This window comes from Micromonospora radicis, from assembly GCF_003583405.1.
Taxonomy (GTDB): Bacteria; Actinomycetota; Actinomycetes; order Mycobacteriales; family Micromonosporaceae; genus Micromonospora; species Micromonospora radicis.
Genome location: NZ_QXEC01000009.1, coordinates 79,785 through 104,536 on the forward strand (window position 1 = coordinate 79,785; position 24,752 = coordinate 104,536).

The following is a 24,752-nucleotide window of genomic DNA, read 5'->3' on the forward strand; positions in this document are numbered from 1 at the left end:
CAGCGTCGGCCCTCGCGGCAGCAGCGTCGGTCAGGCGACCAGACCGGCGCGGAAGCCGGCGGCGACCGCGTGCGCCCGGTCGCGGGCGCCGAGCTTGCGGAACAGCCGCCGGGCGTGCGTCTTCACGGTGTCCTCGGAGACGAACAACTCGCGGCCGATCTCGGCGTTGCTCTTGCCCTCGGCCATGCCGAGCAGCACCTGCAACTCGCGCTCGGTGAGCCCGACCGTGGACCGGTCGGCCCGGGCCGGCGGGGCGGGGTTGCCCGACTCCGCCTCGGCGTCCGGCTCGGCCGGGTCGTCGCCCCGCTGCGCCGGCACCATCGCCGGTCCGCCCGCGGCATCCACGGCCGGCCAGGCCGCGGCGCTCTCGCCGGTGGGTCGGCCACCCTGGGCCGGTCGCGCCGGACTGCCCACCGCCGCCGCGTCGCGGGCCGGGTCCGCGATCCGGTGCCGGCTGGCCCGGCCGGGGGCCGCCAGCAGGAGCAGGGCCTTGGCCACCGCGCTGGTCAGGTCGTGGTCCACGCCCTGGATCAATCCGCGCGCCCCGGCGCTGATGGTCGCCGCCGCGGCCTCGGACTCCTCGACCCCGAGCAGCAGTACGGCGGCCTGCGGCGCGCGGGCCAACACCCGGCGGACGAAGCCGGCGCTGTCCGGTCGGGTGAGCGCCGTGTCGGCGAGCACCACGTCGGCGGGACGTTCGGCCAGCCGCAGCATCACCTCGGGATCGGAGACGGCCGTCCGGACCGCACCGGACAACCCCAGCCGCGCCGCCGCGGAAGTCAGGTGCTGCGCCGCAAGCGGCGTCCGAACGCACACAAGAACGGTACGCACAAGGATCTCCTCTCCGCTGACGAGCAGACCATGACGGGGCAGTCTCGGGAGGATGTTCCGGGCAATCCTCCCAACTTTTCCGACAGATAGGTCATATGCCGCAAGTTGCCAGCGGTTTTGGATCAAAGACGTGTGAGCCGAGAGCAGTCGGGGTACCGATGAGCCAGGCCGGGAACGGTGCGCCTGCGCGGCCCGCCGCCCGGACAGCCGGCCAACGAAGCATCTCGCGGTGCCGCGCGAGAGGAGGGGTGCTGATGTCGAACGTACGCAGACTGCCCGGACCCATCGACGACCTCTGGGACTGGCAACGACTCGGCGCCTGCCGGGGCCGGGACAGCGCACAGTTCTTCCACCCGGACGGCGAGCGGGGCTCTTCCCGGCTGCGCCGCGAATCCGCCGCGAAGTCCGTCTGCCGCGCCTGCCCGGTCCGGGCCGAGTGCGCCGCACACGCCCTCTCCGTGCGGGAACCGTACGGCGTCTGGGGCGGCTTCAGCGAGTCCGAGCGGCTGCGCCTGCTCGCGGTCGGCTGGGAGGACCTCGCCAACCGTCGACAGACCCGCGTCGACATCAACCGGCTGGAGGCCCGGCTGGGCAGCAGCCACCGCTCGACCGTCCCCACCCAACGCAACGTCGCCTGATCCCCGCTCCACCGATGCCGCGTTCCCACCCGGGAGCGCGGCATCGCCGTACCCGGCGGCCCGGCTGATTGGTTGTCTGGCGGGACAGCGGGCTGGTTGCTCAGTGGCCCGGTTGCTCGGTGGCCCGGCTGCTCGGTGGCCCGCGCAGCCGGGCAGGCTGGCGGGCACTGCTGTGCGGTACGGGCGCTGTCGAGCTGATAGCGCGAACGGATCGCGGTGCGTGAGAGCACGAACGGTTCAGCTCGACAGGGACCACTTCAGGAATGGCACCCAGAGGCCACCGCAGGGACGGCACCCAGGGTCCACCGGCCCAGCGGCTGCCGCATCGATGGCGTCCACGGGCAGCCGTAGGGATCGGTGCCGGGAGCAGCCGCAGGTAGGTCGATGGACGCGCCATCGGAGCCTTGGTTGGTGGAGCCTGAGTTGATGGAGGCTCTCACTGGCCGGTGCCTGAACCAGGGGCGAGTCAGTCGACCGTGACGGTGACGGTGTGCCAACCGGTGGCGCCGTCCGGTACGACGCCCTGCTGCTGGCCGGTCTGGGTCTCGCCGGTGCGGTCGGTGGCCCGGACCTGGAGCGTGTGCTCGCCCGGAGTGGCCTCCCACCGCCAGGACCACTGCACCCAGGTGTCCACCGACACCGTCGCCGCCAGCTCCGCCGGCTGCCACGGTCCACCGTCGACGCGGACCTCGACCCGGCTGATGCCGCGATGCTGTGCCCAGGCTACCCCGGCCACCACCACCGGACCGGCCCCCGGCCGGTTACGGGGGCGGGGTGTGTCGATCCGCGACTGGGTCTTCACCGGCCCCTGCGCCGACCACCCCCGGGGAACCCAGTACGCGTCGAAGTCGGCGAAACTGGTCAGCTCCAGCTCGGTGACCCACTTGCAGGCCGACACGTACCCGTACAGGCCGGGCACCACCATCCGGACCGGAAAGCCGTGTGCCACCGGCAACGGCTCCCCGTTCATCCCCACCGCGAGCAGCGCGTCCCGCCCGTCGCGCAGCACCGCCGTCGGAGTACCGCAGGTCCAGCCGTCGACCGAGCGCCCGACCACCTGGTCGGCACCGTCCAACGGTTCCGCCTCGTCGAGCAGTTCCCGGATCGGTACGCCGAGCCACCGCGCGTTGCCGATCAGGTCTCCGCCGACCTCGTTGGAGACGCAGGCCAGCGTCACGTACCGCTCCACCATCGGCCGGGCGAGCAGGTCGGCGTAGCTCAGCGTGATCGGGTTGCGGACCCGGCCGTGGATGCGCAGCCGCCAGGTCTGCGGATCCACCTGCGGCACCACCAGGGCGGTGTCGATCCGGTAGAACGCCTTGTTCGAGGTGACGTAACCGGCCAGGTTCGGGGTGCCCAGGTCGGCACCGGGTGGTACCGGTCGCGCGGCGGAGACCGGCGCGGGCAGCGTGACCGCGTCCCGGGCGGCCGACACGCCGCGCTGCCCGGCCAGCCATCGCCCGGCCACGCCGCCGGCCGCGGCGATCCCGAACACGGCGCCGACCCCACGGAGAAAGCGCCGCCGCGACTCCGCTGCGACGGAACCGGTGGTTCGCGCGACGACCGGGCCGGTGGGCCGCGCCTCGACCGGATCGGTGGGTTGTCGCGCAGCCGGGTCGGCGGGTCCGGTGTCGGCGCCGGCGGTCGAGGCGGTGGCCGGCGGGGACCAGGGCCAGGGGTCCAGTTCGAGCGGGCCGGCGACGAAGGCCCAGAGCGTCAGGCCGCCGACCGCCGCCCCGATCAGCGACGGCAGCGCATCGGCGGCGTCCGCACCGGCCCGGGTCAGCGCCGCCGCCGCACCGAGGGCGGCGAAGGCGGCGATGCCGGCCAGACCGATCAGCAGCCGGCGGAGGGCGAGGACCCCCAGCAGGGCGGCGAAGCCGCCGAGCAGCAGCGCCGTCCCGACCAGCAGGGCGATCTTGTCGTACCGGCCGAACAGGGCGATGCCGAACTGTTTGACCGGCTCGGGCACGGTGTCCACCACCAGCCCGCCGACCGCGACGAGGGGCGACGACCGGGGGCCGGTCAACGCCGCCACCAGTTCGGCCGTGCCGATGGCCGCGGCGGCGGCGGTGACACCGGCGAGGGCGGCGTACCGGGGTGTCGTACTGCTCACCGCACCAGTGTTTCCGAACGGACCGTCGCCGCGGTAGCCACGTCAGCGTTCCGTAATGTCTCGGCACCGGCACCGGCACCGGGGCGTGACCCACGCCGCTGCTCGTCCGGTACGCAAGAGCGTGGGGCGCGCCGTCGTCGACGGCGCGCCCCACGTTCGGCGTACGGCAGGGGTCAGAAACCCGGGCCGTGCTGGTGGCCGTGCCCGTGGCCGTGCGAGTGGCCGTGGCCACCCGCGGCCGCCTCCGGCTCCGCCGGCTTCTCCACCACGAGGCTCTCGGTGGTGAGCAGCAGACCCGCGATCGACGCGGCGTTGGTGACCGCGTTACGGGTCACCTTCACCGGGTCGAGGATGCCGGCCGCGGAGAGGTCGACGTACTCACCGACGGCGGCGTCGAGACCGTTGCCCCACTGCTGGCCGGCGACCTTCTGCACCACGACGTAGCCGTCGTGGCCGGCGTTCTGGGCGATCCAGCGCAGCGGCTCGACGAGCGCCTTGCGCACGATCGACACGCCGACCTTCTCGTCGCCGGTGAACCCGAGGTCGTCGTCGAGCACCGGGAGGATCTGCGCCAGGGCGGCACCGCCGCCGGGCACCGTACCCTCTTCGACCGCGGCCTTGGTCGCCGCGATGGCGTCCTCGATGCGGTGCTTGCGCTCCTTCATCTCGACCTCGGTGGCCGCACCGACCTTGACCACGGCGATGCCACCGGAGAGCTTCGCGAGCCGCTCGGCGAGCTTCTCCCGGTCCCACTCGGAGTCCGACGCCTCGATCTCCTTGCGGATCTGGGCGACCCGGTCGGTGACCTCGCTGGCCTGGCCGCCACCGTCGACGATCGTGGTGGTCTCCTTGTCGACCACGATGCGCCGGGCGCTGCCCAGCACCTCCAGGCCGACCTGGTCGAGCTTGTAGCCCAGCTCGGGCGCGACCAGCTCGGCGCCGGTGAGGATCGCCATGTCCTGGAGCATCGCCTTGCGGCGGTCGCCGAAGCCGGGGGCCTTCACCGCGCAGACCTTGAGGGTCTTGCGGATCGCGTTGACCACCAGCGTGGACAGGGCCTGGCCCTCGACGTCCTCGGCGATGATCAGCAGCGGCTTGTTGTTCTGGAGGACCTTCTCCAGCAGTGGCAGCAGCTCCTCGATCGCCGAGATCTTCTGCGTGGTGATCAGGATGTACGCGTCCTCGAGGACCGACTCCTGCCCCTCCGCGTCGGTGACGAAGTTCGGTGAGATGAAGCCCTTGTCGAACTGGAGGCCCTCGGTGACGTCCAGCTCGGTCTGCAGGGCCGAGCCCTCCTCGACGGTGATCACACCGTCGCGGCCGACCCGCTCCATCGCCTCGGCGATCAGCTCGCCGATGGAGGCGTCCTGCGCGGAGATCGTCGCCACGTGCGCGACGGACTTCTTGTCGGAGACCTCGACGGCCTTGCCGAGCAGCGCCTCGGAGACCTTGGCGGCGGCCGCGTCGATGCCCCGCTTGAGACCGGCCGGGTTGGCACCGGCGGTCACGTTGCGCAGGCCCTCGCGGACCATGGCCTGGGCCAGCACGGTCGCGGTGGTGGTCCCGTCGCCGGCGACGTCGTTGGTCTTGGTCGCCACCTCCTTGACCAGCTGCGCACCGAGGTTCTCGTACGGGTTGGTGAGCTCGATCTCCTTGGCGATGGTCACACCATCGTTGGTGATCGTCGGCGCACCGAATTTCTTGTCCAGGACGACGTTGCGCCCACGCGGCCCGAGGGTGACCTTGACCGCGTCCGCGAGCGCGTTGACACCATGCTCCAGCTGGTGCCGGGCGTCGTCCGAGAAGCTCAGGATCTTCGCCATGAATGTCCCTTCGAAGCGACGTTGCCCCGGCCCGGCGAGCCGGACCGGGGCAACGACACTGATCGGTTGCTTACTTCTCGATGACCGCGAGGACGTCGCGGGCGGAGAGCACCAGGTACTCCTCGCCGGCGTACTTGACCTCGGTGCCGCCGTACTTCGAGTAGAGGACGGTGTCGCCGACGGAGACGTCGATCGGCACGCGGTTGCCCTTGTCGTCGATCCGGCCCGGGCCGACAGCGAGGACGGTGCCCTCCTGCGGCTTCTCCTTGGCGGTGTCGGGAATCACGATGCCCGACGCCGTGGTGGTCTCAGCCTCGTTCGCCTGGACCACGATGCGGTCCTCGAGCGGCTTGATCGCAACCTTGGTCGCGGTAGTCACGGGCATACCCTCCTGGGGTACTGGTTTCGTTGCCGGTCGGCGAGCCGATCGGCGTCAATCTGCCACATGCCACCGGGCGGGGCCGTCGTCGCGGGTGCCGGTCCGCCTGGCGTTCAACCCCCGGACCCAGGGCCCGGAAGTTGGCACCCTCAGGGTGAGAGTGCTAATCGCAGGTTATTCCTCGGCTAGCACTCCGTCAAGGAGAGTGCCAACGCCCGGCCTCTCGTGTCGCCATCTTCCGCCACTCTCACGCCACGAACGCCACCCCTTCTCCACTCCCGGGCCAGGGATTACCGCAACACGCCGGTGCACACTTCCGTCCGGCCACCCGATTCCCTACGTTGCGGCACGACTACATCACGGAGGGATACGGCATGGCTGACGTACCGACCCTGGGGTTTCTCCGCGACCAGCTGCGCCGGGCGCGCAAGACGCGCGGGCTCAGCCAGGAGGAACTGAGCAGGTTGATCAACTATGCTCCGTCGTCGATCAGCGCGATGGAGACCGGCCAGAACCAGCTCAGCGCCGACTACCTGGCCCGGTTCGACAAGGTGCTGGAGACCGGTGGCCTCTTCGTCGGGATGCTGGAGCTGATCCGGCTGCACGCCGAGCCGGACTGGTTCCGGCCGTGGGGCGAGATAGAGCGGGAGGCCGTCGCGCTGCGCTGGCACGACCCGGCGGTGGTGCCGGGCCTGCTCCAGACCGAGGCGTACGCCCGGGCGATGCTGCGGGCCGGGCCCCCGCTGACCGACGAACAGGTCGAGAAGCGGGTGCTGGCCCGGATGGCCCGGCAGGAGGTGCTCGCCCGCGAGGAGCCGCCGCAGCTCGTCGCGGTGCTCGACGAGCAGGTGCTGCGCCGACAGGTCGGTGAGCCCGCGACCATGCGCGAGCAGCTGGAGCAGCTGTGCGTCCTCGCCGACCGCCCGCACGTCCAGGTGCGGATCATCCCGGCCGCAACCCCGTGGTACGGCGGACTTGCCGGGCCGTTCGTGCTGGCCCGGCTCGCCGACGGTACCGAGGTGGCCCACCTGGACAACCAACTCCGAGGGCACACCGTGGACAGCCCGAACGACCTTGCCAGCCTCGGACGGCGTTGGGAGACTGTGGCCGGTGAGGCGCTGCCGCGCCGGCAGTCCGCCCGCCTGATCGAGGAAGTGGCGAACTCATGGACCTGACCCGTGCCGCCTGGCGCAAGTCCTCCCGCAGCAATCAGAACGGCGGTGCCTGCGTCGAGGTCGCCGACAACCTGCCCGGCGTGGTCGCCGTACGCGACAGCAAGGACCCGACCGGCCCGGCCCTCACCTTCACCCCGGCCTCCTGGCACGCCTTCGTCACCACCCACCACCCCACCCGCTGACCCCCCGGAGGCTGGCGCCGACCACCCACCGCACCCGCCACCGTCCCCCCGTCACCGCGCCACCCCATCACCGCGCCACCCCGCCACCCCATCACCGCGCCACCCCGCCACCGCGCCACCGCGCCACCCCGCCACCGCGCCACCCCATCACCGCGCCACCCCATCACCGCGCCACCCCATCACCGCGCCACCCCATCACCGCGCCACCCCATCACCGCGCCACCCCATCACCGCGCCACCCCATCACCGCGCCACCGCGCCACCGCGCCACCGCGCCACCGCGCCACCGCGTCGATCATGGAGTTGTGATCGACCAGACGCCCCGATTCAGGGCATCTGCACGAGTCACGAGTCCATGATCGGCTAGGCGACGGGCGGGCTCACCCATGACCGACAGGGCGACGAGCGAGCCGCCGCCTGATCGGCGAGGGGCGGACGAGATGCCGCGAACGACGTCGAGATCGCGCTCGATCCAGGATCGAGTGGTCTCGTAGCCGCTTGGATGCCACTCGATCCTGGATCGAGCGCGATCTTGCGCTAGGACAGCGTCGGGGACGAGTCGGGGCAGCGAGCGGGGCAGCGGTCGGGGCGGTCGGGGGCGGGGCGGTCGGGGCGGTGTCGGGGGCGGGGCGGGACAATGGGCGGGTGGATCTGGAGCAGCTCGCGGCGTTGCGTACCGACGAGGGGGCGGCTGCGCTCGACGCCGCTGGGCGGGTGGCCGGCGGTGATCCGCTGAGCGCGGCGACCGCGCTCCGCGCGGCCGGGGTGCCGGCCGGGTTGGCGGCGGCGGCATTGACCCAGGTGGAGCTGCGCCGCCGCGCCACCGGCAAGTTCGGGCCGGAGGCAAGCGGCATGTTCTTCACCCGGCCCGGATTGGAGCAGGCCACCCGACGGGTCGTCGCGGATCGCCGGGCCCGACGGCTGCGGGCCGCCGGGGTGGTTAGCCTGGCCGACCTGGGCTGCGGGTTGGGCGCCGACGCGCTGGCCGCCGCCCGCGCTGGCATCCGGGTGTACGCCGTGGAGGCCGACCCGCTCACCGCCGCGCTCGCCGGGGCGAACGCGCGTGCCGCAGGCGTGGCCGACCTCGTCTCGGTGGAGTGCGGCGACGCCACGATGTTCGACGTGACCCGAGTCGACGCGGTCTTCTGCGACCCGGCCCGCCGCCGGGCCGGCACCGGTCGCCGGATCTTCGACCCGAACTCGTACTCGCCGCCCTGGGACTTTGTCATCGGACTGGCCGAACGGGTGCCGCGCACCGTGGTGAAGGTGGCGCCGGGTCTCGACCACGCGCTGATTCCGGCCGGCGCGGAGGCCGAGTGGGTCGGCGTCGACGGCGACCTGGTCGAGGCGGCCCTCTGGTGCGGCCCGCTCGCCGAACACCCACGCCGCGCGACGGTGTGCAAGGAGGGTTCCCCTGCTACACACGAGGCGCTAGTAGGGGAACCCTCCTTACACCGCGGCGGCGACGCGGGCGTGCATCAGCTCACCGGGTCGGGGACGGCGCAGGCGCCGGTCGGGCCGGTACGGCGCTTCGTGTTCGACCCCGACCCGGCGGTGGTCCGCGCCCACCTGGTCGCCGAACTCGCCGCCGAACTGGACGCCACGTTGGCCGACCCGAGCATCGCCTACCTCTACGCCGACCGGGCGATCCGGACGCCGTACGCCCGGTGCCTGGAGGTCACCGACGTGCTGCCGTTCTCGCTGAAGCGACTGCGCACGCTGCTGCGGGAACGCCGGGTCGGTCGGGTGGAGATCCTCAAGCGTGGCTCCGCGCTGGAACCCGAACGTCTCCGCCGCGACCTGCGCCTCGCCGGTGACCAGCCGGCGAGCCTGGTGCTGACCCGGGTCGCCGACGCCCCGACCGTACTGATCTGCCAACCGGTGGCCTGACCCGCCCCGATCCCGGCCCACCCGGATCCTGACCTGCCCGGATCGCGGCCCGCCCGGATCCTGACCTGCCCCGATCGCGGCCCGCCCGGATCCTGACCTGCCCCGATCCTGACCCGCCCGGATCGCGGCCTGCCCGGATCGCGGCCGGTTGGAAAGCCGCTGGCCGGGGTGCCGGGGCGGGGCTAGGTTGGCGGGCATGACGGGACGGGGTACGCCGGCCACGGTGCTGCTGTCGAAGCGGAGCATCACCTACCGCACTCACCCGTACGAGGTGTCGGTGCAGGCGCCGAACTACGGCGCGCTGGTCGCGGACGCGCTCGGGGTGCCGCCGGAGCAGGTCTTCAAGACCCTGGTGACCGAGGTCGACGGGGCACTCACCGTGGCGGTCGTGCCGGTCACCGGCGAACTGGACCTGAAGGCCCTCGCCGCGGCCGTCGGCGGCAAGCGGGCCACGTTGGCCGAGCGTGGCGCGGCCGAACGGGCCACCGGCTACGTACGCGGCGGGATCAGCCCGCTGGGGCAGCGCAAGCGCTTGCCCACGGTGCTCGACGACAGCGCGGTGGAGCACACCACGATCTACGTGTCGGCGGGCCGACGCGGCCTGCAACTCGAACTGGCACCCGCGGACCTGATCACCCTGACCGCCGCCCGCACCGCCCGCCTCACCACCGCCTGAACACCCCACCCGCCCGGGGTGATCAAGAAGCCGACCCGGCAGGAGGCCGACCCGGCAGGAAGCCGACCCGGCACGGCGGCCCGCACGGCGGCGACCCGGAGGCACGGCACGGGGGCGGCCGGGGCACCGTGGCGAGCGGAAGTCGGCGGCGTTGCTGAATTGTTACCGCTGACAACAAACTCGGAACCACCGCGCCCTTGTGTCGACGTTGTGACGGGGAATACGTTGCCGGGCACAACAAAAGAGAACATCGACACACCGACACACCTCCCCCACTCTCGAAAGGACCCTGCAGATGCGCAAGGGCTTCCTCGCCGTCGGCACCGTGGGCCTGCTGGCCCTGGGCAGCCTGACGGCCTGTGGCGACGACTCCGGCGGCGACCAGACCGGCTCGGACAAGACCCCGAAGATCGGCGTGATCCTGCCCGACAGCAAGTCCTCGGTCCGCTGGGAGAGCGCCGACCGCAAGTTCCTCAAGGAGGCGTTCGACGCGGCCGGCGTCGAGTCGGACATCCAGAACGCGCAGGGCGACAAGAACGCCTTCCAGACCATCGCCGACCAGATGATCACCAACGGTGTCACCGTGCTGATGATCGTCAACCTGGACTCCGGCACCGGCAAGGCCGTCCTGGACAAGGCCAAGTCGCAGGGCGTCGCCACCATCGACTACGACCGCCTCACCCTCGGCGGCTCGGCCGAGTACTACGTCAGCTTCGACAACGTGGCGGTCGGCAAGCTCCAGGGCGAGGGCCTGGTCAAGTGCCTCACCGACGCGAACGTGCAGAAGCCGGCGATCGCGTACCTGAACGGCTCGCCCACCGACAACAACGCGACCCTGTTCAAGGAGGGCTACGACTCGGTCCTCAAGCCGAAGTTCGACTCCGGCGAGTACACCCAGGTCGCCGACGACTCCGTGCCGGACTGGGACAACGCCCAGGCCGCGACCATCTTCGAGCAGCAGCTCACCAAGGCCAGCGGCAAGATCGACGGGGTGCTGTCCGCCAACGACGGCCTCGGCAACGCCGCCATCTCGGTGCTGAAGAAGAACAACCTCAACGGCAAGGTGCCGGTGACCGGGCAGGACGCCGACCCGCAGGCGTTGCAGAACATCCTCGCCGGTGACCAGTGCATGACCGTCTACAAGGCGGTCAAGAAGGAGGCGGACGCCGCCGCCGAGCTGGCCATCGCGCTGGCCAAGGGCGAGCGCAAGGAGACCGGCCAGACGGTGAAGGACCCGGAGGGTGGCCGCGACGTGCCGGCCGTCCTGCTTACCCCGGCGGCGATCTACAAGGACAACGTCAAGGACGTCATCGCCGACGGCTACGTGACCAAGGAGCAGATCTGCACCGGCGACTTCGCCAAGTTCTGCACCGAGGCGGGCATCAGCTGACCCGACCCGCCAGCGGCGGCGCCGCCCGGCACGGCAACTCCGTGCCGGGCGGCGCCGCCGCCGGACGGGCCCCGATCTCCCCTCCGCGCATAAGGAGAACCCCGTGTCCGCGACCCCACTGCTGGAGCTACGCGGGATCGACAAGAGCTTCGGTCCCGTCCAGGTGCTGCGCAACGTCGCCCTGTCCGCCTACCCCGGCGAGGTGACCGCGCTCGTCGGCGACAACGGCGCCGGCAAGTCGACCCTGGTCAAGTGCATCAGCGGCATCCACCCCACCGACGCCGGTGAGTTCGTCTTCGACGGCCAGCCGGTGACCATCAACAGCCCCCGGGACGCCGCCGCGCTCGGCATCGAGGTCGTGTACCAGGATCTCGCGCTCTGCGACAACCTCGACATCGTGCAGAACATGTTCCTCGGTCGGGAGAAGCGCAACGGCATCGTCCTCGACGAGCCGACGATGGAACAGATGGCCGCGGAGACCCTGGCCGGGCTCTCCGTACGCACCGTCAAGTCACTGCGCCAGCACGTCTCCAGCCTCTCCGGCGGCCAGCGGCAGACCGTGGCGATCGCCAAGGCGGTGCTCTGGAACAGCAAGCTGGTGATCCTGGACGAGCCGACCGCGGCGCTCGGCGTCGCGCAGACCGCCCAGGTGCTCGAACTGGTCCGCCGGCTGGCCGACAACGGCCTGGCCGTCGTACTCATCTCGCACAACATGAACGACGTCTTCGCCGTCTCCGACCGGATCGCCGCGCTCTACCTCGGCCAGATGGTCGCCCAGGTGAGGACCACCGACATCACCCACGCCCAGGTGGTCGAGCTGATCACCGCCGGTCGTTCCGGCGGGCTCGGACTGGCCGCCGACACGGGCGCCAACGGCAACGGCGCGGCGCCGTCCGACAGCACCACGGGAGGCGTCTCATGAGCACCACCGCCGTCACGCAGGAGGGGCCGGCCGCCGTCGCACCGGCACCCACCGTCGGCACCCACGTCCGCGACTACTGGCGACGGGTACGCGGCGGCGACATCGGCGCCCTGCCCGCCGTCGCCGGGTTGCTCGTCCTCTGCACGATCTTCTCGATCATGCGGCCGTCGTTCCTCACCGCCGGCAACTTCGCCAACCTGTTCACCCAGGGCGCGGCGGTCACCCTGATCGCGATGGGGCTGGTCTTCGTCCTGCTGCTCGGCGAGATCGACCTGTCGGCCGGCTTCGCCAGCGGCGTCTGCGCCGCGGTGCTGGCCAACGTGGTCACCGTGCTGGGCTACCCGTGGTACGTCGCGGTGCTCGCCGCGGTGTTCACCGGCCTGGTGATCGGTACCGCGCTCGGCTTCCTGGTCGCCAAGGTCGGCATCCCGTCGTTCGTGGTCACCCTCGCCGGCTTCCTCGCCTTCCAGGGCGTGGTGCTGCTGCTGATGGAGGAGGGCCGCAACATCTCGGTCCGCGACCCGGTGCTGGTCGCGATCGCCAACCGCAACCTGCCGACGGCGCTCGGCTGGGCGCTGGCCGGGTTCGCCGTCGCCGGGTTCGCCGCGGTGCAGCTGCTGCGCTACCGCAAGCGCGCGGCGCGCGGCCTGATCAACGACCCGCTGGCCGTGGTGCTGGGCCGCATCGGCGTACTGGCGCTCGTCCTCGGCCTCGCCGTCTACGTGCTCAACCTCGAACGCAGCCGCAACGTGCTGATCACCTCGCTCAAGGGCGTGCCGATCGTGGTGCCGATCATCGCCGTACTCCTGGTGGTCTGGACCTTCGTGCTCAAGCGCACCAGCTACGGCCGGCACATCTACGCGGTCGGCGGCAACAAGGAGGCCGCCCGGCGGGCCGGCATCAACGTGGACCGGATCCGGATCTCGGTCTTCGTGATCTGCTCCACCATGGCCGCCATCGGCGGTATCGTCGCCGCCAGCCGGGCCAACTCCGTCGACCCGAACACCGGCGGCAGCAACGTGCTGCTCTACGCCGTCGGTGCCGCGGTGATCGGTGGCACCAGCCTCTTCGGCGGCAAGGGCCGGGTACTTGACGCGGTACTCGGCGGCGCCGTGGTGGCGGTGATCGACAATGGCATGGGCCTGATGGGCTACAGCTCTGGCGTCAAGTACGTGGTCACCGGTGTGGTGCTGCTGCTCGCGGCCAGCGTCGACGCGCTGTCCCGACGACGAGCCTCCGCCACCGGCAACCGTTGACACCCGCACCACCGAAAGTAGTAACGCCCTGATGCGCGTAGGACCCAGCCAGGACGAGATTCGCCGGCAGAATCTCGGCGCACTGCTGCGCTACGTGCATGTGCACGGCGCGACCACCCGTGCCGAGCTGACCAACGCGCTGGGGCTGAACCGGAGCACCATCGGCGCGCTCACCGCCGACCTCGCCGCGGCCGGCCTGGTGACTGAGGGGGCGCCGAGGGAAACCGGTCGGGCCGGACGACCGTCACTGGTCGTCCGGCCCGAGTCGGATCGGATCTTCGCGTACGCGTACAGCATCGAGGTGGACCGGCTGCGGGCCGCCCGGGTCGGTCTCGGCGGTGCCGTGCTCGACCGCCGGGAACAGGACCGGCCACGCGGGCTCACCGCCGCCGAGGCCGCGCCGCTGCTGGCCGGGGCGGTCAAGCAGATGCGGCAGTCGCTGCCGAAGGACGCCGTCTGCGTCGGAGCCGGGGTCGCGGTCTGCGGCATGGTCCGCCGCGACGACGGCCTGGTCCGACTCGGCCCGACGACCGGCTGGGTGGACGAACCGCTCGGCACCGCGCTCGGTGCCGAACTCGACGTCGACGTGCCGGTCAGCGTGGGCAACGTCGCCGACGTGGCGGCCTTCGCCGAACACGCCCGGGGCGCCGCCGCCGGCTGCGACAACGTCATCTACCTCTACGGCGACGTGGGCGTGGGCGCCGGCATCATCGCCGGTGGCCGGCGGCTGACCGGGCACGGCGGCTACAGCGGCGAGGTCGGACACATGGTGGTGGTCCGCGACGGGGTGCGCTGCGAGTGTGGCAACCGGGGCTGCTGGGAGACCGAGATCGGCGAACACGCGCTGCTCCGCGCCGCCGGACGCTCCGACGCTCGCGGCCGGGAAGCGATGCTGGCGGTCTTCGACGCCGCCGACCGCGGCGACGCCCAGGCCCAGACGGCGGTACGGCAGGCCGGTGACTGGCTCGGCTTCGGCGTGGCCAACCTGGTCAACATCTTCAACCCGGAGATGGTCATCTTCGGGGGCACCATGCGCGACCTGTACCTGGCCGCCGCCGCGCAGGTCCGCAGCCGGCTCAACTCCAACGGGCTGCCCGCCTGCCTGGAGCACGTACGCCTGCGCACGCCGAAGCTCGGGACGGACGCCCCGCTGATCGGCGCCGCGGAACTGGCCTTCGACCGGCTGCTCGCCGACCCCCTGGACGTCACCTGACCGTCCCCACCGCACCCCCGCGAGACGGTTTCGCGAACGATGAACTGATCGGCCCGTCCTTCCGTACCAGTGTGCGGACAGGCGGCCGACGGGGTGCGGACGCCTGCAGCTCAGATGATCGGTTCTCGTCCGAGGAGGCGCCGCAGACATGGCACCGCTGGATTCCGCTCGTCGCCGGCAGGGCAACCCGTCCCGTCGTTTGGCGGTGCTGCTCACCACGATCGCCGCAGCCCTCGTCGTACTGCCCGGGGCGGCGCTGGCCGCGCCCGTCGGCCAGCAGCTCGCCGCCGCCGACCAGGCGCTGCTGGACGGCGTGCGGCTGGCCGGGCTCTGGGAGATGCCGGCCGGCCAGATGGCCGCCGAGAAGGGACAGTCCCAGGTCGTCCGGGAGGTCGGTGCGGAGATCGCCCGGCAGCACGAGGAACTGGACCGGCTCACCGTGGAGGCCGCCAACAAGCTCGGCGCGACTATCCCCAACTCGCCGTCTGCGCAGCAGCAGGTCTGGCTGACGGAGATGAAGAACGCCACCGGCGCCCAGTTCGACCAGATCTTCGTCACCCGGCTCCGGGTCGCCCACGGCTCGATCCTCCCGGTCGTCACCGCGGTCCGGGGCAGCACCCGCAACGATGTCATCCGCGACCTGGCCAACGCGACGAACAAGTTCGTCAGCGACCACATGCTGATGCTGGAGAGCACCGGTCTGGTGCGGTACGCCGAGCTGCCGCCCGCCGTGCTGCCCGCGCCCGGCGACGACGGCCTGATCGCCGCCGCGTCGGCCAACACCGGCCCGCAGGTGGGCATCAGCAACACCCTGATCTGGGTGATCTTCCTCGGCGCCATCGGCACCGGCGGCTTCCTCAGCTACCGCCTGCTGCGCCGCTAGCCGATGCCCACCCGGACCCGGACCCGGGCCGTTGCCCTGCTCGGGCTGATCCTGGCCACCCTGTGCGCCGCCCTGGGCCCCACCAGCCCAGCGGCGGCGCACGCCGTCGTCGTCGCCACCACCCCGGCCCGTGACGAGGTGCTCGGCTACGCGCCGCGCGAGGTGCTGGTGACCTTCAGCGAGCCGATCGCCGCCGTACCCGGCCGGGTGCAGGTACTCGCCCCCGACGGCAAGCGGATCAACACCGGTGACCCGGAGGTCCGCGACGGCACCATGCGCATCCCGCTGCGCGCCGCCGACCGCCCGCTCGGCACCTACCTGGTCAGCTACCGGGTCGTCTCGGCGGACAGCCATCCGATCTCGGGCAGCTTCACCTTCGCCGCCGGTGCACCGTCGGCGATCCCACCGTTGCCCGCCGACATGGGCACCGAGTCACCGGCCGGCACGCTGGTGCCGGTGGTGAAGTACCTCGGCTACCTGGGCCTGCTCCTGGCGGTCGGCCCGCCCCTGCTCGCAGCGACCATGTGGCCCCGGCGGCGCTCCCGGCGCGGCGCGACGATCACCGCCCTGCTCGGCCTCGGGCTGATCGCCGTCGGCACCGCGGGCACCTGGATCGGGCAGGCCGCACAGGTGGTCGGCGCCCCGGTCGGGCAACTGTCGGCGGCGGACCTGCGCGCGGTCGCGGACACCGACATCGGCGCGGTGCTGGCGGTACGCCTGGCGCTGGTCGGCCTCGCCGCAGCGCTGGTACCGGCGGTCACGGCGGGCACCGCCGGGCGCCTGCGGCTCGCCGCGTCGGCGCTGGTGGGACTGGCCGGGGCGGTCACCTGGCCACTCGCCGGGCATCCGGTCGCCGCACCCGTGCCGCCGGTGAGCATCGTGCTGACCACCGTGCACATCGTCGGCGTCGCGGTCTGGCTCGGTGGCCTGCTCACCCTCACCCTGTTCCTGCTCCGGGGCAGCCACGAGCGGCTGCTCGCCCGGATCCTGCCGGCCTGGTCGAGGTGGGCCACGCTGGCCGTGGCCTGGCTCGTCACCGCCGGGGTCGTCCAGGCCGCGATCGAACTCGGCCGACCGTCGGCCCTGCTCGGCACCACGTACGGCCGGCTGCTCTGCGCCAAGGCGGTGCTGCTGGCCGGGGTCCTGGCGGTGGCGGCCGGGCAGCGCCGGCTGATCCGCCGCCGGGCCGCCGCAGGCCAACCTCGGCGGGTGGCCCGGGCCGCCGGTGTCGAACTCGCCGTCACCGCGGTGGTCCTGGCGCTGACCGCGGTACTCGTGCAGACCCCGCCGGGGCGCAGCGCGGGCGCGGCGGCGGCCGGGGCGGCCCGGGAGGGCGTCGCCCAGTCGGTCACCACCGACCTGTTCACGCTCCAGTTCGACATCTACCCAGCGGTCGCCGGCACCACGAACAGCCTGCACGCCTACGTCTACACGCCGCAGGCCAAGGAACTGCCGGTCGCCGAGTGGACGATCACCGCCGCGCTGCCGGAGGCCGGCATCGAACCGATCACCGTCGATGTCTTCGCGCTGGAACCACACCACGGCAGCGCCGAGCTGCACTTCCCGGTAGCCGGCGAGTGGACGCTCCGGATCGCCGCGCGGACCAGCGAGATCGACCGGTCCACCGCCACCACCAAGGTGACCATCCGCTGACCGTCGCGCCGTCGACGGTCCACGGCGGACCGGATGCCCGTCGGCCCGGCTTCAGCGGTCGACCTGGGTGAAGTCCCAGGAGTGCGGCGGCCGGGCGAGCAGCATCACCGGTGGCTCGGGCAGCGGCCGGGGGCTGCTGCGCCACTTGGAGATCACCACCACCCGGTGGTCGGTGGAGGAGAAGACCTCACTGGACAGATGCAGCGGATCGTGCTCGAACTCGGGCAGGGCGATGTCGCAGACCCAGGTGATCAGGTCGGCCAGCCCGTACGGCTCGGCCCGCGCCTCCCACATCCGTACGATCACGTTGCCGTCCTTCCTCAGACGCTGACGGTGGTCAGCGGCATGGCCGAGTCGGCGGGCAGGTCGAGCCGGCTCGGTGCGACGCCGGAGGCGACGAGGTGCGAACCGAGCGCGGCCACCATCGCGCCGTTGTCGGTGCACAGTCCCGGCCGGGGCACCCGGACCCGGATGCCGTACCGGGCGGCCCGCAGCTCGGCCATCGCCCGTAGCCGCGAGTTGGCCGCCACTCCCCCACCGATCACCAGCGTCTCGACGCCGTTGCTCCGGCAGGCGTCCAGGGCCTTACCGACCAGGACGTCGCAGACCGCCTCCTGGAACGACGCCGCCACATCGGCCACCGGTACCGCCTCACCGGCACGCTGCCGGGCCTCCACCCAGCGGGCCACCGCCGTCTTCAGCCCGGAGAAGGAGAAGTCGTAGCGGTGGGCGGCGAGATCCTTGGCGGCGGTCAACCCACGCGGGAACGCGATCGCCGCCGGGTCACCGGCTCGGGCCTCCCGGTCGATGTACGGCCCGCCGGGGAACGGCAGACCGAGCAGTCGGGCGATCTTGTCGAACGCCTCACCGGCCGCGTCGTCGATGGTGGCGCCGAGCGGCGTGACTCCGTGCGCCAGATCGTCGACCAGCAGCAGGGACGAGTGTCCACCGGAGACCAGCAACGCGACCGCCGGCTCGGGCAGCGGGCCGTGTTCCAACGTGTCCACGGCGACGTGCGCGGCGAGATGGTTGACTCCGTAAACCGGCTTCTCGGCGGCGACCGCGTACCCCTTGGCCGCCGCCACCCCGACCAGCAGCGCGCCGGCCAGGCCGGGGCCGGCGGTGACCGCGATCGCATCGACGTCCGCGAGGGTCACCCCCGCCTCGGTGAGCGCCCGTTGCATGGTCGGCACGATGGCCTCCAGGTGCGCCCGGCTGGCCACCTCGGGCACCACCCCGCCGAACCGCGCGTGCTGGTCCACGCTGGAGGCGAGCGCGTCGGCGAGCAGGGTGTGCCCGCGTACGATGCCCACCCCGGTCTCGTCGCACGAGGTCTCGATACCGAGGATCAGCGGTTCGTCAGCCATGGCAGTCTCAGTCCTCGATGCGCTGCATCACCAGCGCGTCGGTGTTGCTCGGTTGGTAGTAGCCACGGCGTACGCCGATCGGCTCGAACCCGTACATCGCGTAGAGCCGCTGGGCGGGCGCGTTGTCCGCCGCCACCTCCAGCAGCACGGACCGTACGCCCAGCCGGGCGGCCTCGGCGAGCAGCGCCTCCAGCAGGAGCCGCCCGACGCCCCGGCGCTGCGCGTCCCGCCGTACCGCGATGTTCTGCACCCACGCCTCGTCGGGTGGCGCGACGGCGAGCCCGGCGTACCCGAGCAGCACACCCCGGTCGTCGGTCGCGACCTGGTAGAAGTGCCCGTTGGCCAGCTCGTTCCAGAACATCGCGGCGGACCACTGCTCGGCACCGAAGAGATCCGCCTCGATCGGCAGCACCTCGTCGATGTGCCACCAGCGGAACCGCGTCAGCCGCACCCCGCTCACGGCAGGACCGGTTTGCGGGCGGTCGCCGCCACCGCGTCCGGGCGGCGCAGGTAGAGCGGGGTCAGCGGGTCACCGGGCGCGCCGGCCCGGATCCGCTCGGCGGCCAGCACAGCGAGCGCGTGCGGGTCCGGGTACCGCGGCTCGGCCCGCAGCGGCAGCCCGAGCACGTCGGCGTAGCGGTGCGCGCCGTCACCGACCGCGACCGTCACCGCCAGCTCCCGGGCCCGCTCGGCGGCGACCGACGGCGCGCCGACCTCCGGCCCGACCAGCCGCTGCCCCGCACCGTCGTAGACCGCCCAGTAGACCTCCCGGCGCCGCGCGTCGCTCGCCGCCAGCACCGGCTCGCCGGCCGCCGCCGGATGGCCGATGCCGTCGAGCGAGCAGACACCGTACGCCGGGATGTCGAGCACCTGGCTCATGGTGGCGGCGGTGACCAGTCCCACCCGAAGCCCGGTGAACGGGCCGGGACCGAGCCCGGCGACGATCGCACCCAGCTCGGCCGGGCGGGCGCCGACCTCGGCGAGCACCCCGTCCACCTGCGGCGCGAGCAGTTCACCGTGGGCCCGCGCGTCGACCGTGCTCCGCTGCGCGCGGGAGGTGACACCGTCGGCGGTGACCTCGACGAGCGCCGCCGTCACCGCCGGGGTCGAGCTGTCCACCACCAGTACGAGCACAGTGAGCAAGCCTAGCCGCACTGCCGCCGACCTCGGGCGTCCGCCCGCACGCGGCGCCGCCGAGGTGTCCATCCCGGCCAGACTGGCCACGGAAAGTAGTCGACAAACTACTTTCCCGCCCAGGCAACCCCTGGGCCTGTCGCCACCGTTCCACCTCCGGCTAAGGAGGCAACCGTTTGAAGGCCGCAGACGAGCAAGCGTTCCGGGAGTTCGTGACATGCCAGTCGGCATCGTTGCGCAAGCTGGCCTACGTCACCTGTGGGGACTGGCACGCGGCGGAGGACGCGGTGGCCAACACGTTGGTCAAGCTCTATCCGCGCTGGCGCAAGCTGGACCGACCGGACCTGTACGCCAAGACCATGGTGTACCGGGCCGCCGTCGACGAGACGCGCAAGCCCTGGCGCCGGGGGCGGGAACGACCGGCCGGCGACGCCCTGCCGGACGTGGAGGTGCACGACCCGAACGGCGCGACCGACGAACGGTTGCGGATCAAGGCGGCGCTGGCCGCCGTGCCCGCTCGCCAGCGCGCCGCCGTGGTGCTGCGGCACTACCTGGGTCTGAGCCTGGAGGACACCGCCCAGGTACTCGGCTGCCACGTCGGAACCGCGAAGAGCCAGACCTCGCGCGGACTCGCCAAGCTCCGCGAGCTGCTCGCGACGGAACGGATCAATCTCAGTGATGCCCGGACAGAGGAGTGGGAAAGTGCAGTTGCATGAGATCGTGAGCGCGGCGACGGCCGACGAGCCGCCCCTGGCGCACACCGCCGACGACATCATCGCCGCCGGTCGCCGGGCGGAACGTCGCCGCCGGGCCGGCTTCGCCTCGGCCGGTGCGGCCGGGCTGGTCGTGGTCGCGGTGGCCGGCACCTTCGCGCTGACCTCGGTCACGTCGAGCCCGCCGGCCAAGACTGAGTTGCCCGCCGCGAACGCCGCCGGGACCACCGCCGCAGCCGGCCAGGACGGGAACACCGGGTGGCCGGACGCCACGCCGTTCAACTTCACGTTCAGCGGATTCACCGCAGGCAAGTTCCGGGTGGAGGACCCGATCGTGGCGTCCACCGCCTACCAGATCGCCCCCGTGCGGCAGTTGGATCGGACCACCACCGAACTGCCGGAGAACGTCCGCAAGAATCTCCGTCCGGGCAAGAGCGGCGAGACGACCAGCGGAGCACACTTCGCGTACCTGACGCTCTACCGGCCGGGAGCGTTCGACCCGTCCGGTGTCACCGACGGCACCCCGCTGACGGTAGCCGGGCGCCAGGCAATCGCGTCGGCGGCGACCAACCCGCCGAACCGGCAGCTGGCCTGGGAGTACGCCGACAACGCGTGGGCTGTCGTCACCGCGTTCGCCTATGGCCCCGACCTCTCCGTCGAGGACCTGTCAGCGCTGGTCACCGCCCTCAAGCCGAGCCCGGCGGCACCGGCGAAGCTGCCCTTCCGGGTGGGGTACCTGCCTGCCGGCTACACCCCGGTGGAAGTCGGGACGAACGCCATCCCCGGCCTGAACGGCATCGCGGCACCGGGCGACAACTACGGCGGCGCGACCTTCGCCAGCCCGCCCCCGGCGGTCACCGGGCTGTCCCAGCCGTTCGGCGGCGCCGCGGGTGCGGACATCCCGTCCAGCTTCAGCATCTTCGTCACGCCCGCCGCGAAGTCGAACCAGCAGGCAACGGCTGGCGAAACGCAGGCTGGCGAGACGAAGTGCTACCCGCAGCAGCCGAGCCGCCCGTTCTGCAACGTGTGGACCGCCGACGGCACCGTACATGTGCAGGTGGTCAGCACCGGGCAGTTCCCCACCGCGGAACTGACCAGGATCGCGCAGTCGGTTGAGCTGGCCGATGTGGAAGACGAGGCCACCTGGATCCCGGCGGCGGAGGCGCTCGTCGCCCGGTAACCCGGCACCACCTGACAGTCGGCTGGACAGCAGGCCCCGTCACATCGCTTCCCGGATGTGACGGGGCCACCCTGGCGGCACCATGTTCAGGCGCCGTGATTTCAGTGAGAAATATTTATTTCACACTGAAATCAAGCTCTCTCAGCTATGTAGATCCGACTCCGGGCTGACATGAACCTGTCTCTCTGGATGCGCCGCATTGCCGCGTAGGCCACCATCCAGGGATGACCGGAAGCCGCCTCGCCGCACAGATCGCCGCCGCTCTCCGTCGGGAGCGGGGCAGGCAGCAACTGACCCAACGCGCCCTGGCCGAGTTGGCCGGCGTGGGGCAGAGCACCTTGGCGAACCTTGAGCAGGGTCAGCGCCTGCCCAGTATCCAGTTGGTCGAACGGATCTTCGAGGCGCTGGAACGGCAACTCGCGGTGACGGTAGAGCCGCTCGACGCACACCTCGACGACCGGCTGGGCGAACTGGCCGCCCGTCCGTTGGCCGCGCGGATCGAAGATCTGCCGCTCGGCCGAATGGCAGCGGCGCTCGGCGACCTGCCGTACCTCTGGACCGGCAGCACCGCGGCGATCCTCCAGGGTGCGCCGTTGCCCGCGGACGGCCTCGAGATCGCCGTGCGCTGGCGGGATTCCGCCGCCTTCACCACGTGGTTGACCTCCGCCTACGCCCAACGGTGGAGCGAGCGATGGAGCGAGTGGGGTGGCCTGCACGTGGAGCCGGAGGAGCCCGGTGCGCACCGGTGGCTGACCCGGTACGGCGAGCTACGGGCAACCATGTGCGACGAGTTGCCCGAACCTGTCGAGGTCCGCCACGCTGAGCACAGCTACCGGGTGGTGCCACTGGTGCAGGTGGAGCTGACCGAGCCGCGCACAGCCGAGTTGCTGCACCGCTACCGGAGCCGTTCGACCGGCTGAGCGTTCGACCGGCTGAGCGGTCAGCCGGCCGACCGCTCCCAGTCGATGGTGGGCAGGCCGGCATCGGCGAGTGCCTTGTTGGCCGCGCTGAACGGTCGGCTGCCGAGGAAACCGCGCGGATTCATCGGGCTCGGGTGGCCCGCCTCCAGCACCACATGCCGCGGATTGCTGACCAGCGCCGCCTTCTTGCGCGCGTAGCCGCCCCAGAGCAGGAACACCACCCGCGAATCCTGGGCGTCGAGCGCCCGGATGGTGGCGTCGGTGAACTCCTCCCAACCCCGGTTGGCGTGCGAGCCGGGGCTGCCCTGGCGCACGGTCAGCACCGAGTTGAGCAGCAGCACACCCTGCGCCGCCCAGCCGTCGAGGTTGCCGCTACGCGGCTTGGGCACGCCCAGATCCTCGCCCAACTCCTTGAAGACGTTGCGCAGCGACGGCGGCACCGACACGCCCTCACGCACGCTGAAGCTGAGCCCGTGGGCCTGGCCGGCACGGTGGTAGGGGTCCTGCCCGAGAATCAGCACCCGGCAGTCCGACGGCGCGCAGAGCCGGTAGGCCGAGAAGAGATCCTCGACCCGCGGGAAGACCGGGCCGGCGGCGTACTCCCCGGCGACGAACTCACCAAGTGCGGCTGTGCGGGCCGGGTCGAGATGCGGGGCGAGGACCGCCCGCCACTGGTCGGGTAGCAGCGCCAGCAGGTCGAGCCCGGCAACAGCGTCGGGCAGCGCACCGCCGTCGGGCATCGCGTGGTCGGGCAGCACAGCGTCGGGCATCGCGTGGTCGGGCATCGGTCGCCTCTCACCGGTCGGATCGTTCCCGGGCACTGTAGGCATCGGGTACGACAGCCGTCAGTCCAGGGCGGTCAGGCGCCCCGCCCAGTCGCCGCCGACCGGCTCCAGCCCGGCGACCCGGGTGTCGTCGTCACGCCGGTCGAGCCGGACCCCCAGGTGCGCCTCGGCCAACTGTTCGACCAGCCCGGCACCCCACTCGACCACGGTCACCGACTCGTCCAGCGAGGCGTCCAGGTCGAGGTCGTCGATCTCGGCCCGGGGATCGGTCGCGTCACCCAGCCGGTACGCGTCGGCGTGCACCAGTGCCACACCACGCCCGCCGGCCGGGTCCGGGCGGTGCACCCGGGCGATCACGAAGGTCGGCGAGGTGATGTCACCGAGCACCCCGAGCCCAGCGCCGATCCCCTGGGTCAGCGCGGTCTTGCCGGCGCCCAGCGGGCCGGTGAGCAGCACCAGGTCACCGGCGCGCAGCAACCCGGCCAGTCTTCGGCCGAAGGCGTGGGTGTCCGCGGCGGTCGGCAGCACGATCCGGCGCACGTCAGCCCCGCCCGCAGGTGCTGAGGAAGCCGATCAGGGCGGCGTTGACCTCGTCGGCGTGCTCCAACATCACCACGTGCCCGCTGTCGTGGATCTTGACGAACTCGGCGTGCGGCAGCCGCCGGACGATCTCCTCCGAGTGGGTCACCGGCGTGATCATGTCCTTGTCTCCGACGATCACCAGCACCGGCGTACCCTCCAGCGCGGCCAGCGCCGGGAACCGGGAGTGGGTGGCGAGGGTACGCAGGTAGCGGGTCACCGTGTCCGCGGAGGTACGCGAGTTCATCCGCTCCACATACGACACCAGGGCCGGGCTCGGCTTGCGGGTGCCGAAGCCGTACCTGCGGGTGAGCAGCCAGGCCACGTTGGTGGTCGACCGGCGGGCCCGGTCGATCACGGCACCGCCGTAGCGGGTGACGTTGCCGGCCATGTAGAGCACCGGACTGCCCACCCGACCCAGCAGGGCCGGCGCGACCAGCTTCGTCTCCGCCATCAACCCGCCCGAGGTGGCCATCAGCACGGTGCCGACCACTCGGTCGCCGAACATCTCCGGATACAACTCGGCCAGCGCCATGATGGTCATGCCGCCCATCGAGTGCCCCACCAGCACCAGCGGTCCCTCCGGGGCCACCTCGTCGATCACCCGCCGCAGCGTCCGCCCCAGCGCGACCAGGTCGTACTCGCCGCTCTCCAACCGACCCGAGCGGCCGTGGCCGGGCTGGTCGTACGCGACGATCCGGTGCTCGCCCCGCTCGGCGAGCAGCTTGCGCTGGAAGTGGAAGGTGCCCATGTCCAGGCAGAAACCGTGTACCAGCAGCACCGTCGGGTTGCCCGGCACCGGCCGGGTCGGTTCGACCACCTCGACGTGGATGTCGGTGCCGTCCGGCATCTCCAGCCGGTACGCCGCGTCGTAGCGCTGTTCGTCGAAGCCCTCGTCGGCGTACGGGTCGGTCGGGTCGGCCTTCAGCCGGCGGACCAGCGCGCGTTCGGTGGCGACCCCCGCCGCGGTGACCGCGGCGGCCACGCCGAGCGCGGCCCCGACCATGCCGGCGGCCCGGCCCGCAGTGGTCCGCGGCCGGGGAATCA

The 24,752-nt window shown here is 72.0% G+C and carries 25 protein-coding genes; 14 read left to right on the forward strand and 11 right to left on the reverse strand.

Going from position 1 to position 24,752, the window contains the following annotated elements; genetic code table 11:
• Nucleotides 1-30: 30 nt before the first annotated feature.
• Complete coding sequence (locus D2L64_RS11670; RefSeq protein WP_119575294.1) at nucleotides 31-831, reverse strand: helix-turn-helix transcriptional regulator; 801 nt, start codon at nucleotides 829-831, stop codon at nucleotides 31-33.
• Nucleotides 832-1,085: 254 nt separating this feature from the next.
• On the opposite strand from D2L64_RS11670, the gene D2L64_RS11675 reads away from it, so the two are divergent.
• Nucleotides 1,086-1,469, forward strand: a complete 384-nt coding sequence (locus D2L64_RS11675; protein WP_119575501.1) for a WhiB family transcriptional regulator — start codon at nucleotides 1,086-1,088, stop codon at nucleotides 1,467-1,469.
• A gap of 466 nt (nucleotides 1,470-1,935) precedes the next feature.
• Here D2L64_RS11675 and D2L64_RS11680 read toward each other — a convergent pair whose 3' ends face one another.
• From D2L64_RS11680 to groES, 3 genes are all read right to left on the reverse strand, one after another.
• Entirely contained in the window at nucleotides 1,936-3,585 is a 1,650-nt protein-coding gene (locus D2L64_RS11680; protein WP_119575296.1) for a molybdopterin-dependent oxidoreductase, read from the reverse strand.
• Between the two features lie 173 nt (nucleotides 3,586-3,758).
• A complete protein-coding gene (groL, locus tag D2L64_RS11685; protein WP_119575298.1) occupies nucleotides 3,759-5,408 on the reverse strand; it encodes a chaperonin GroEL in 1,650 nt (549 codons plus the stop codon).
• Nucleotides 5,409-5,478: 70 nt separating this feature from the next.
• Entirely contained in the window at nucleotides 5,479-5,793 is a 315-nt protein-coding gene (gene groES / locus D2L64_RS11690) for a co-chaperone GroES (protein ID WP_089155197.1), read from the reverse strand.
• A 368-nt stretch (nucleotides 5,794-6,161) separates the two neighbouring features.
• Here groES and D2L64_RS11695 point away from each other — a divergent pair, with 368 nt between their 5' ends.
• The 10 genes from D2L64_RS11695 to D2L64_RS11740 all read left to right on the forward strand — a co-directional run bounded on the left by D2L64_RS11695 (nucleotide 6,162) and on the right by D2L64_RS11740 (nucleotide 17,027).
• A complete protein-coding gene (locus D2L64_RS11695; protein WP_119575300.1) occupies nucleotides 6,162-6,962 on the forward strand; it encodes a helix-turn-helix domain-containing protein in 801 nt (266 codons plus the stop codon).
• Nucleotides 6,953-7,144, forward strand: a complete 192-nt coding sequence (locus D2L64_RS11700; RefSeq protein ID WP_119575302.1) for a DUF397 domain-containing protein — start codon at nucleotides 6,953-6,955, stop codon at nucleotides 7,142-7,144. Before D2L64_RS11695 ends, D2L64_RS11700 begins: the two co-directional genes overlap by 10 nt.
• 645 nt (nucleotides 7,145-7,789) lie before the next feature.
• Nucleotides 7,790-9,034, forward strand: a complete 1,245-nt coding sequence (locus D2L64_RS11705; protein ID WP_119575304.1) for a THUMP-like domain-containing protein — start codon at nucleotides 7,790-7,792, stop codon at nucleotides 9,032-9,034.
• Nucleotides 9,035-9,230: 196 nt separating this feature from the next.
• Complete coding sequence (gene ybaK / locus D2L64_RS11710; protein WP_119575306.1) at nucleotides 9,231-9,710, forward strand: Cys-tRNA(Pro) deacylase; 480 nt, start codon at nucleotides 9,231-9,233, stop codon at nucleotides 9,708-9,710.
• Nucleotides 9,711-10,005: 295 nt separating this feature from the next.
• Entirely contained in the window at nucleotides 10,006-11,100 is a 1,095-nt protein-coding gene (locus tag D2L64_RS11715) for a sugar ABC transporter substrate-binding protein (RefSeq protein WP_119575308.1), read from the forward strand.
• 103 nt (nucleotides 11,101-11,203) lie between these two features.
• The gene (locus tag D2L64_RS11720; RefSeq protein WP_119575310.1) at nucleotides 11,204-12,022 is read left to right on the forward strand and encodes an ATP-binding cassette domain-containing protein; all 819 of its coding nucleotides are present in this window, start codon (nucleotides 11,204-11,206) and stop codon (nucleotides 12,020-12,022) included.
• Nucleotides 12,019-13,278, forward strand: coding sequence for a sugar ABC transporter permease (locus D2L64_RS11725; RefSeq protein WP_119575312.1), 1,260 nt, complete (start codon nucleotides 12,019-12,021; stop codon nucleotides 13,276-13,278). The genes D2L64_RS11720 and D2L64_RS11725 overlap by 4 nt, the downstream gene beginning before the upstream one ends.
• A gap of 31 nt (nucleotides 13,279-13,309) precedes the next feature.
• A complete protein-coding gene (locus D2L64_RS11730) occupies nucleotides 13,310-14,491 on the forward strand; it encodes an ROK family transcriptional regulator (RefSeq protein ID WP_119575314.1) in 1,182 nt (393 codons plus the stop codon).
• A 148-nt stretch (nucleotides 14,492-14,639) separates the two neighbouring features.
• Nucleotides 14,640-15,374: a DUF4142 domain-containing protein gene (locus tag D2L64_RS11735; protein WP_119575316.1), complete on the forward strand. Its 735-nt coding sequence runs from the start codon at nucleotides 14,640-14,642 to the stop codon at nucleotides 15,372-15,374.
• A gap of 3 nt (nucleotides 15,375-15,377) precedes the next feature.
• Nucleotides 15,378-17,027: a copper resistance CopC/CopD family protein gene (locus D2L64_RS11740; protein WP_119575318.1), complete on the forward strand. Its 1,650-nt coding sequence runs from the start codon at nucleotides 15,378-15,380 to the stop codon at nucleotides 17,025-17,027.
• A gap of 51 nt (nucleotides 17,028-17,078) precedes the next feature.
• On the opposite strand, the gene D2L64_RS11745 is transcribed toward D2L64_RS11740, so the two are convergent.
• Genes D2L64_RS11745 through tsaB form a run of 4 tightly spaced genes read right to left on the reverse strand, consistent with a single transcriptional unit; the run spans nucleotide 17,079 to nucleotide 19,528 of the window.
• Nucleotides 17,079-17,333: a hypothetical protein gene (locus D2L64_RS11745; RefSeq protein ID WP_119575320.1), complete on the reverse strand. Its 255-nt coding sequence runs from the start codon at nucleotides 17,331-17,333 to the stop codon at nucleotides 17,079-17,081.
• 14 nt (nucleotides 17,334-17,347) lie between these two features.
• On the reverse strand, nucleotides 17,348-18,394 hold the full coding sequence (gene tsaD, locus D2L64_RS11750; protein WP_119575322.1) for a tRNA (adenosine(37)-N6)-threonylcarbamoyltransferase complex transferase subunit TsaD: 1,047 nt from the start codon (nucleotides 18,392-18,394) through the stop codon (nucleotides 17,348-17,350).
• A gap of 7 nt (nucleotides 18,395-18,401) precedes the next feature.
• Nucleotides 18,402-18,854, reverse strand: a complete 453-nt coding sequence (gene rimI / locus D2L64_RS11755) for a ribosomal protein S18-alanine N-acetyltransferase (RefSeq protein WP_199714508.1) — start codon at nucleotides 18,852-18,854, stop codon at nucleotides 18,402-18,404.
• Complete coding sequence (tsaB, locus tag D2L64_RS11760; RefSeq protein ID WP_119575324.1) at nucleotides 18,851-19,528, reverse strand: tRNA (adenosine(37)-N6)-threonylcarbamoyltransferase complex dimerization subunit type 1 TsaB; 678 nt, start codon at nucleotides 19,526-19,528, stop codon at nucleotides 18,851-18,853. The genes rimI and tsaB overlap by 4 nt, the downstream gene beginning before the upstream one ends.
• A 176-nt stretch (nucleotides 19,529-19,704) precedes the next feature.
• Between tsaB and D2L64_RS11765 the strand changes: the two genes are divergently transcribed.
• From D2L64_RS11765 to D2L64_RS11775, 3 genes are all read left to right on the forward strand, one after another.
• Nucleotides 19,705-20,244 carry a SigE family RNA polymerase sigma factor gene (locus D2L64_RS11765; RefSeq protein ID WP_119575326.1) on the forward strand — a complete coding sequence of 180 codons (540 nt, stop codon included), beginning with the start codon at nucleotides 19,705-19,707 and terminating at the stop codon, nucleotides 20,242-20,244.
• Nucleotides 20,231-21,421 carry a hypothetical protein gene (locus D2L64_RS11770; protein ID WP_119575328.1) on the forward strand — a complete coding sequence of 397 codons (1,191 nt, stop codon included), beginning with the start codon at nucleotides 20,231-20,233 and terminating at the stop codon, nucleotides 21,419-21,421. Before D2L64_RS11765 ends, D2L64_RS11770 begins: the two co-directional genes overlap by 14 nt.
• Nucleotides 21,422-21,645: 224 nt before the next feature.
• Entirely contained in the window at nucleotides 21,646-22,341 is a 696-nt protein-coding gene (locus D2L64_RS11775; RefSeq protein WP_119575330.1) for a helix-turn-helix domain-containing protein, read from the forward strand.
• 20 nt (nucleotides 22,342-22,361) lie between these two features.
• Here the strand turns inward: D2L64_RS11775 and ung are convergent, their stop codons facing one another.
• From ung to D2L64_RS11790, 3 genes are all read right to left on the reverse strand, one after another.
• Nucleotides 22,362-23,081, reverse strand: a complete 720-nt coding sequence (gene ung / locus D2L64_RS11780) for a uracil-DNA glycosylase (RefSeq protein ID WP_119575505.1) — start codon at nucleotides 23,079-23,081, stop codon at nucleotides 22,362-22,364.
• Between the two features lie 105 nt (nucleotides 23,082-23,186).
• Nucleotides 23,187-23,666 carry a tRNA (adenosine(37)-N6)-threonylcarbamoyltransferase complex ATPase subunit type 1 TsaE gene (tsaE, locus tag D2L64_RS11785; RefSeq protein ID WP_119575332.1) on the reverse strand — a complete coding sequence of 160 codons (480 nt, stop codon included), beginning with the start codon at nucleotides 23,664-23,666 and terminating at the stop codon, nucleotides 23,187-23,189.
• Between the two features lies 1 nt (nucleotide 23,667).
• On the reverse strand, nucleotides 23,668-24,711 hold the full coding sequence (locus tag D2L64_RS11790) for an alpha/beta fold hydrolase (protein ID WP_119575506.1): 1,044 nt from the start codon (nucleotides 24,709-24,711) through the stop codon (nucleotides 23,668-23,670).
• Between the last annotated feature and the right edge of the window lie 41 nt (nucleotides 24,712-24,752).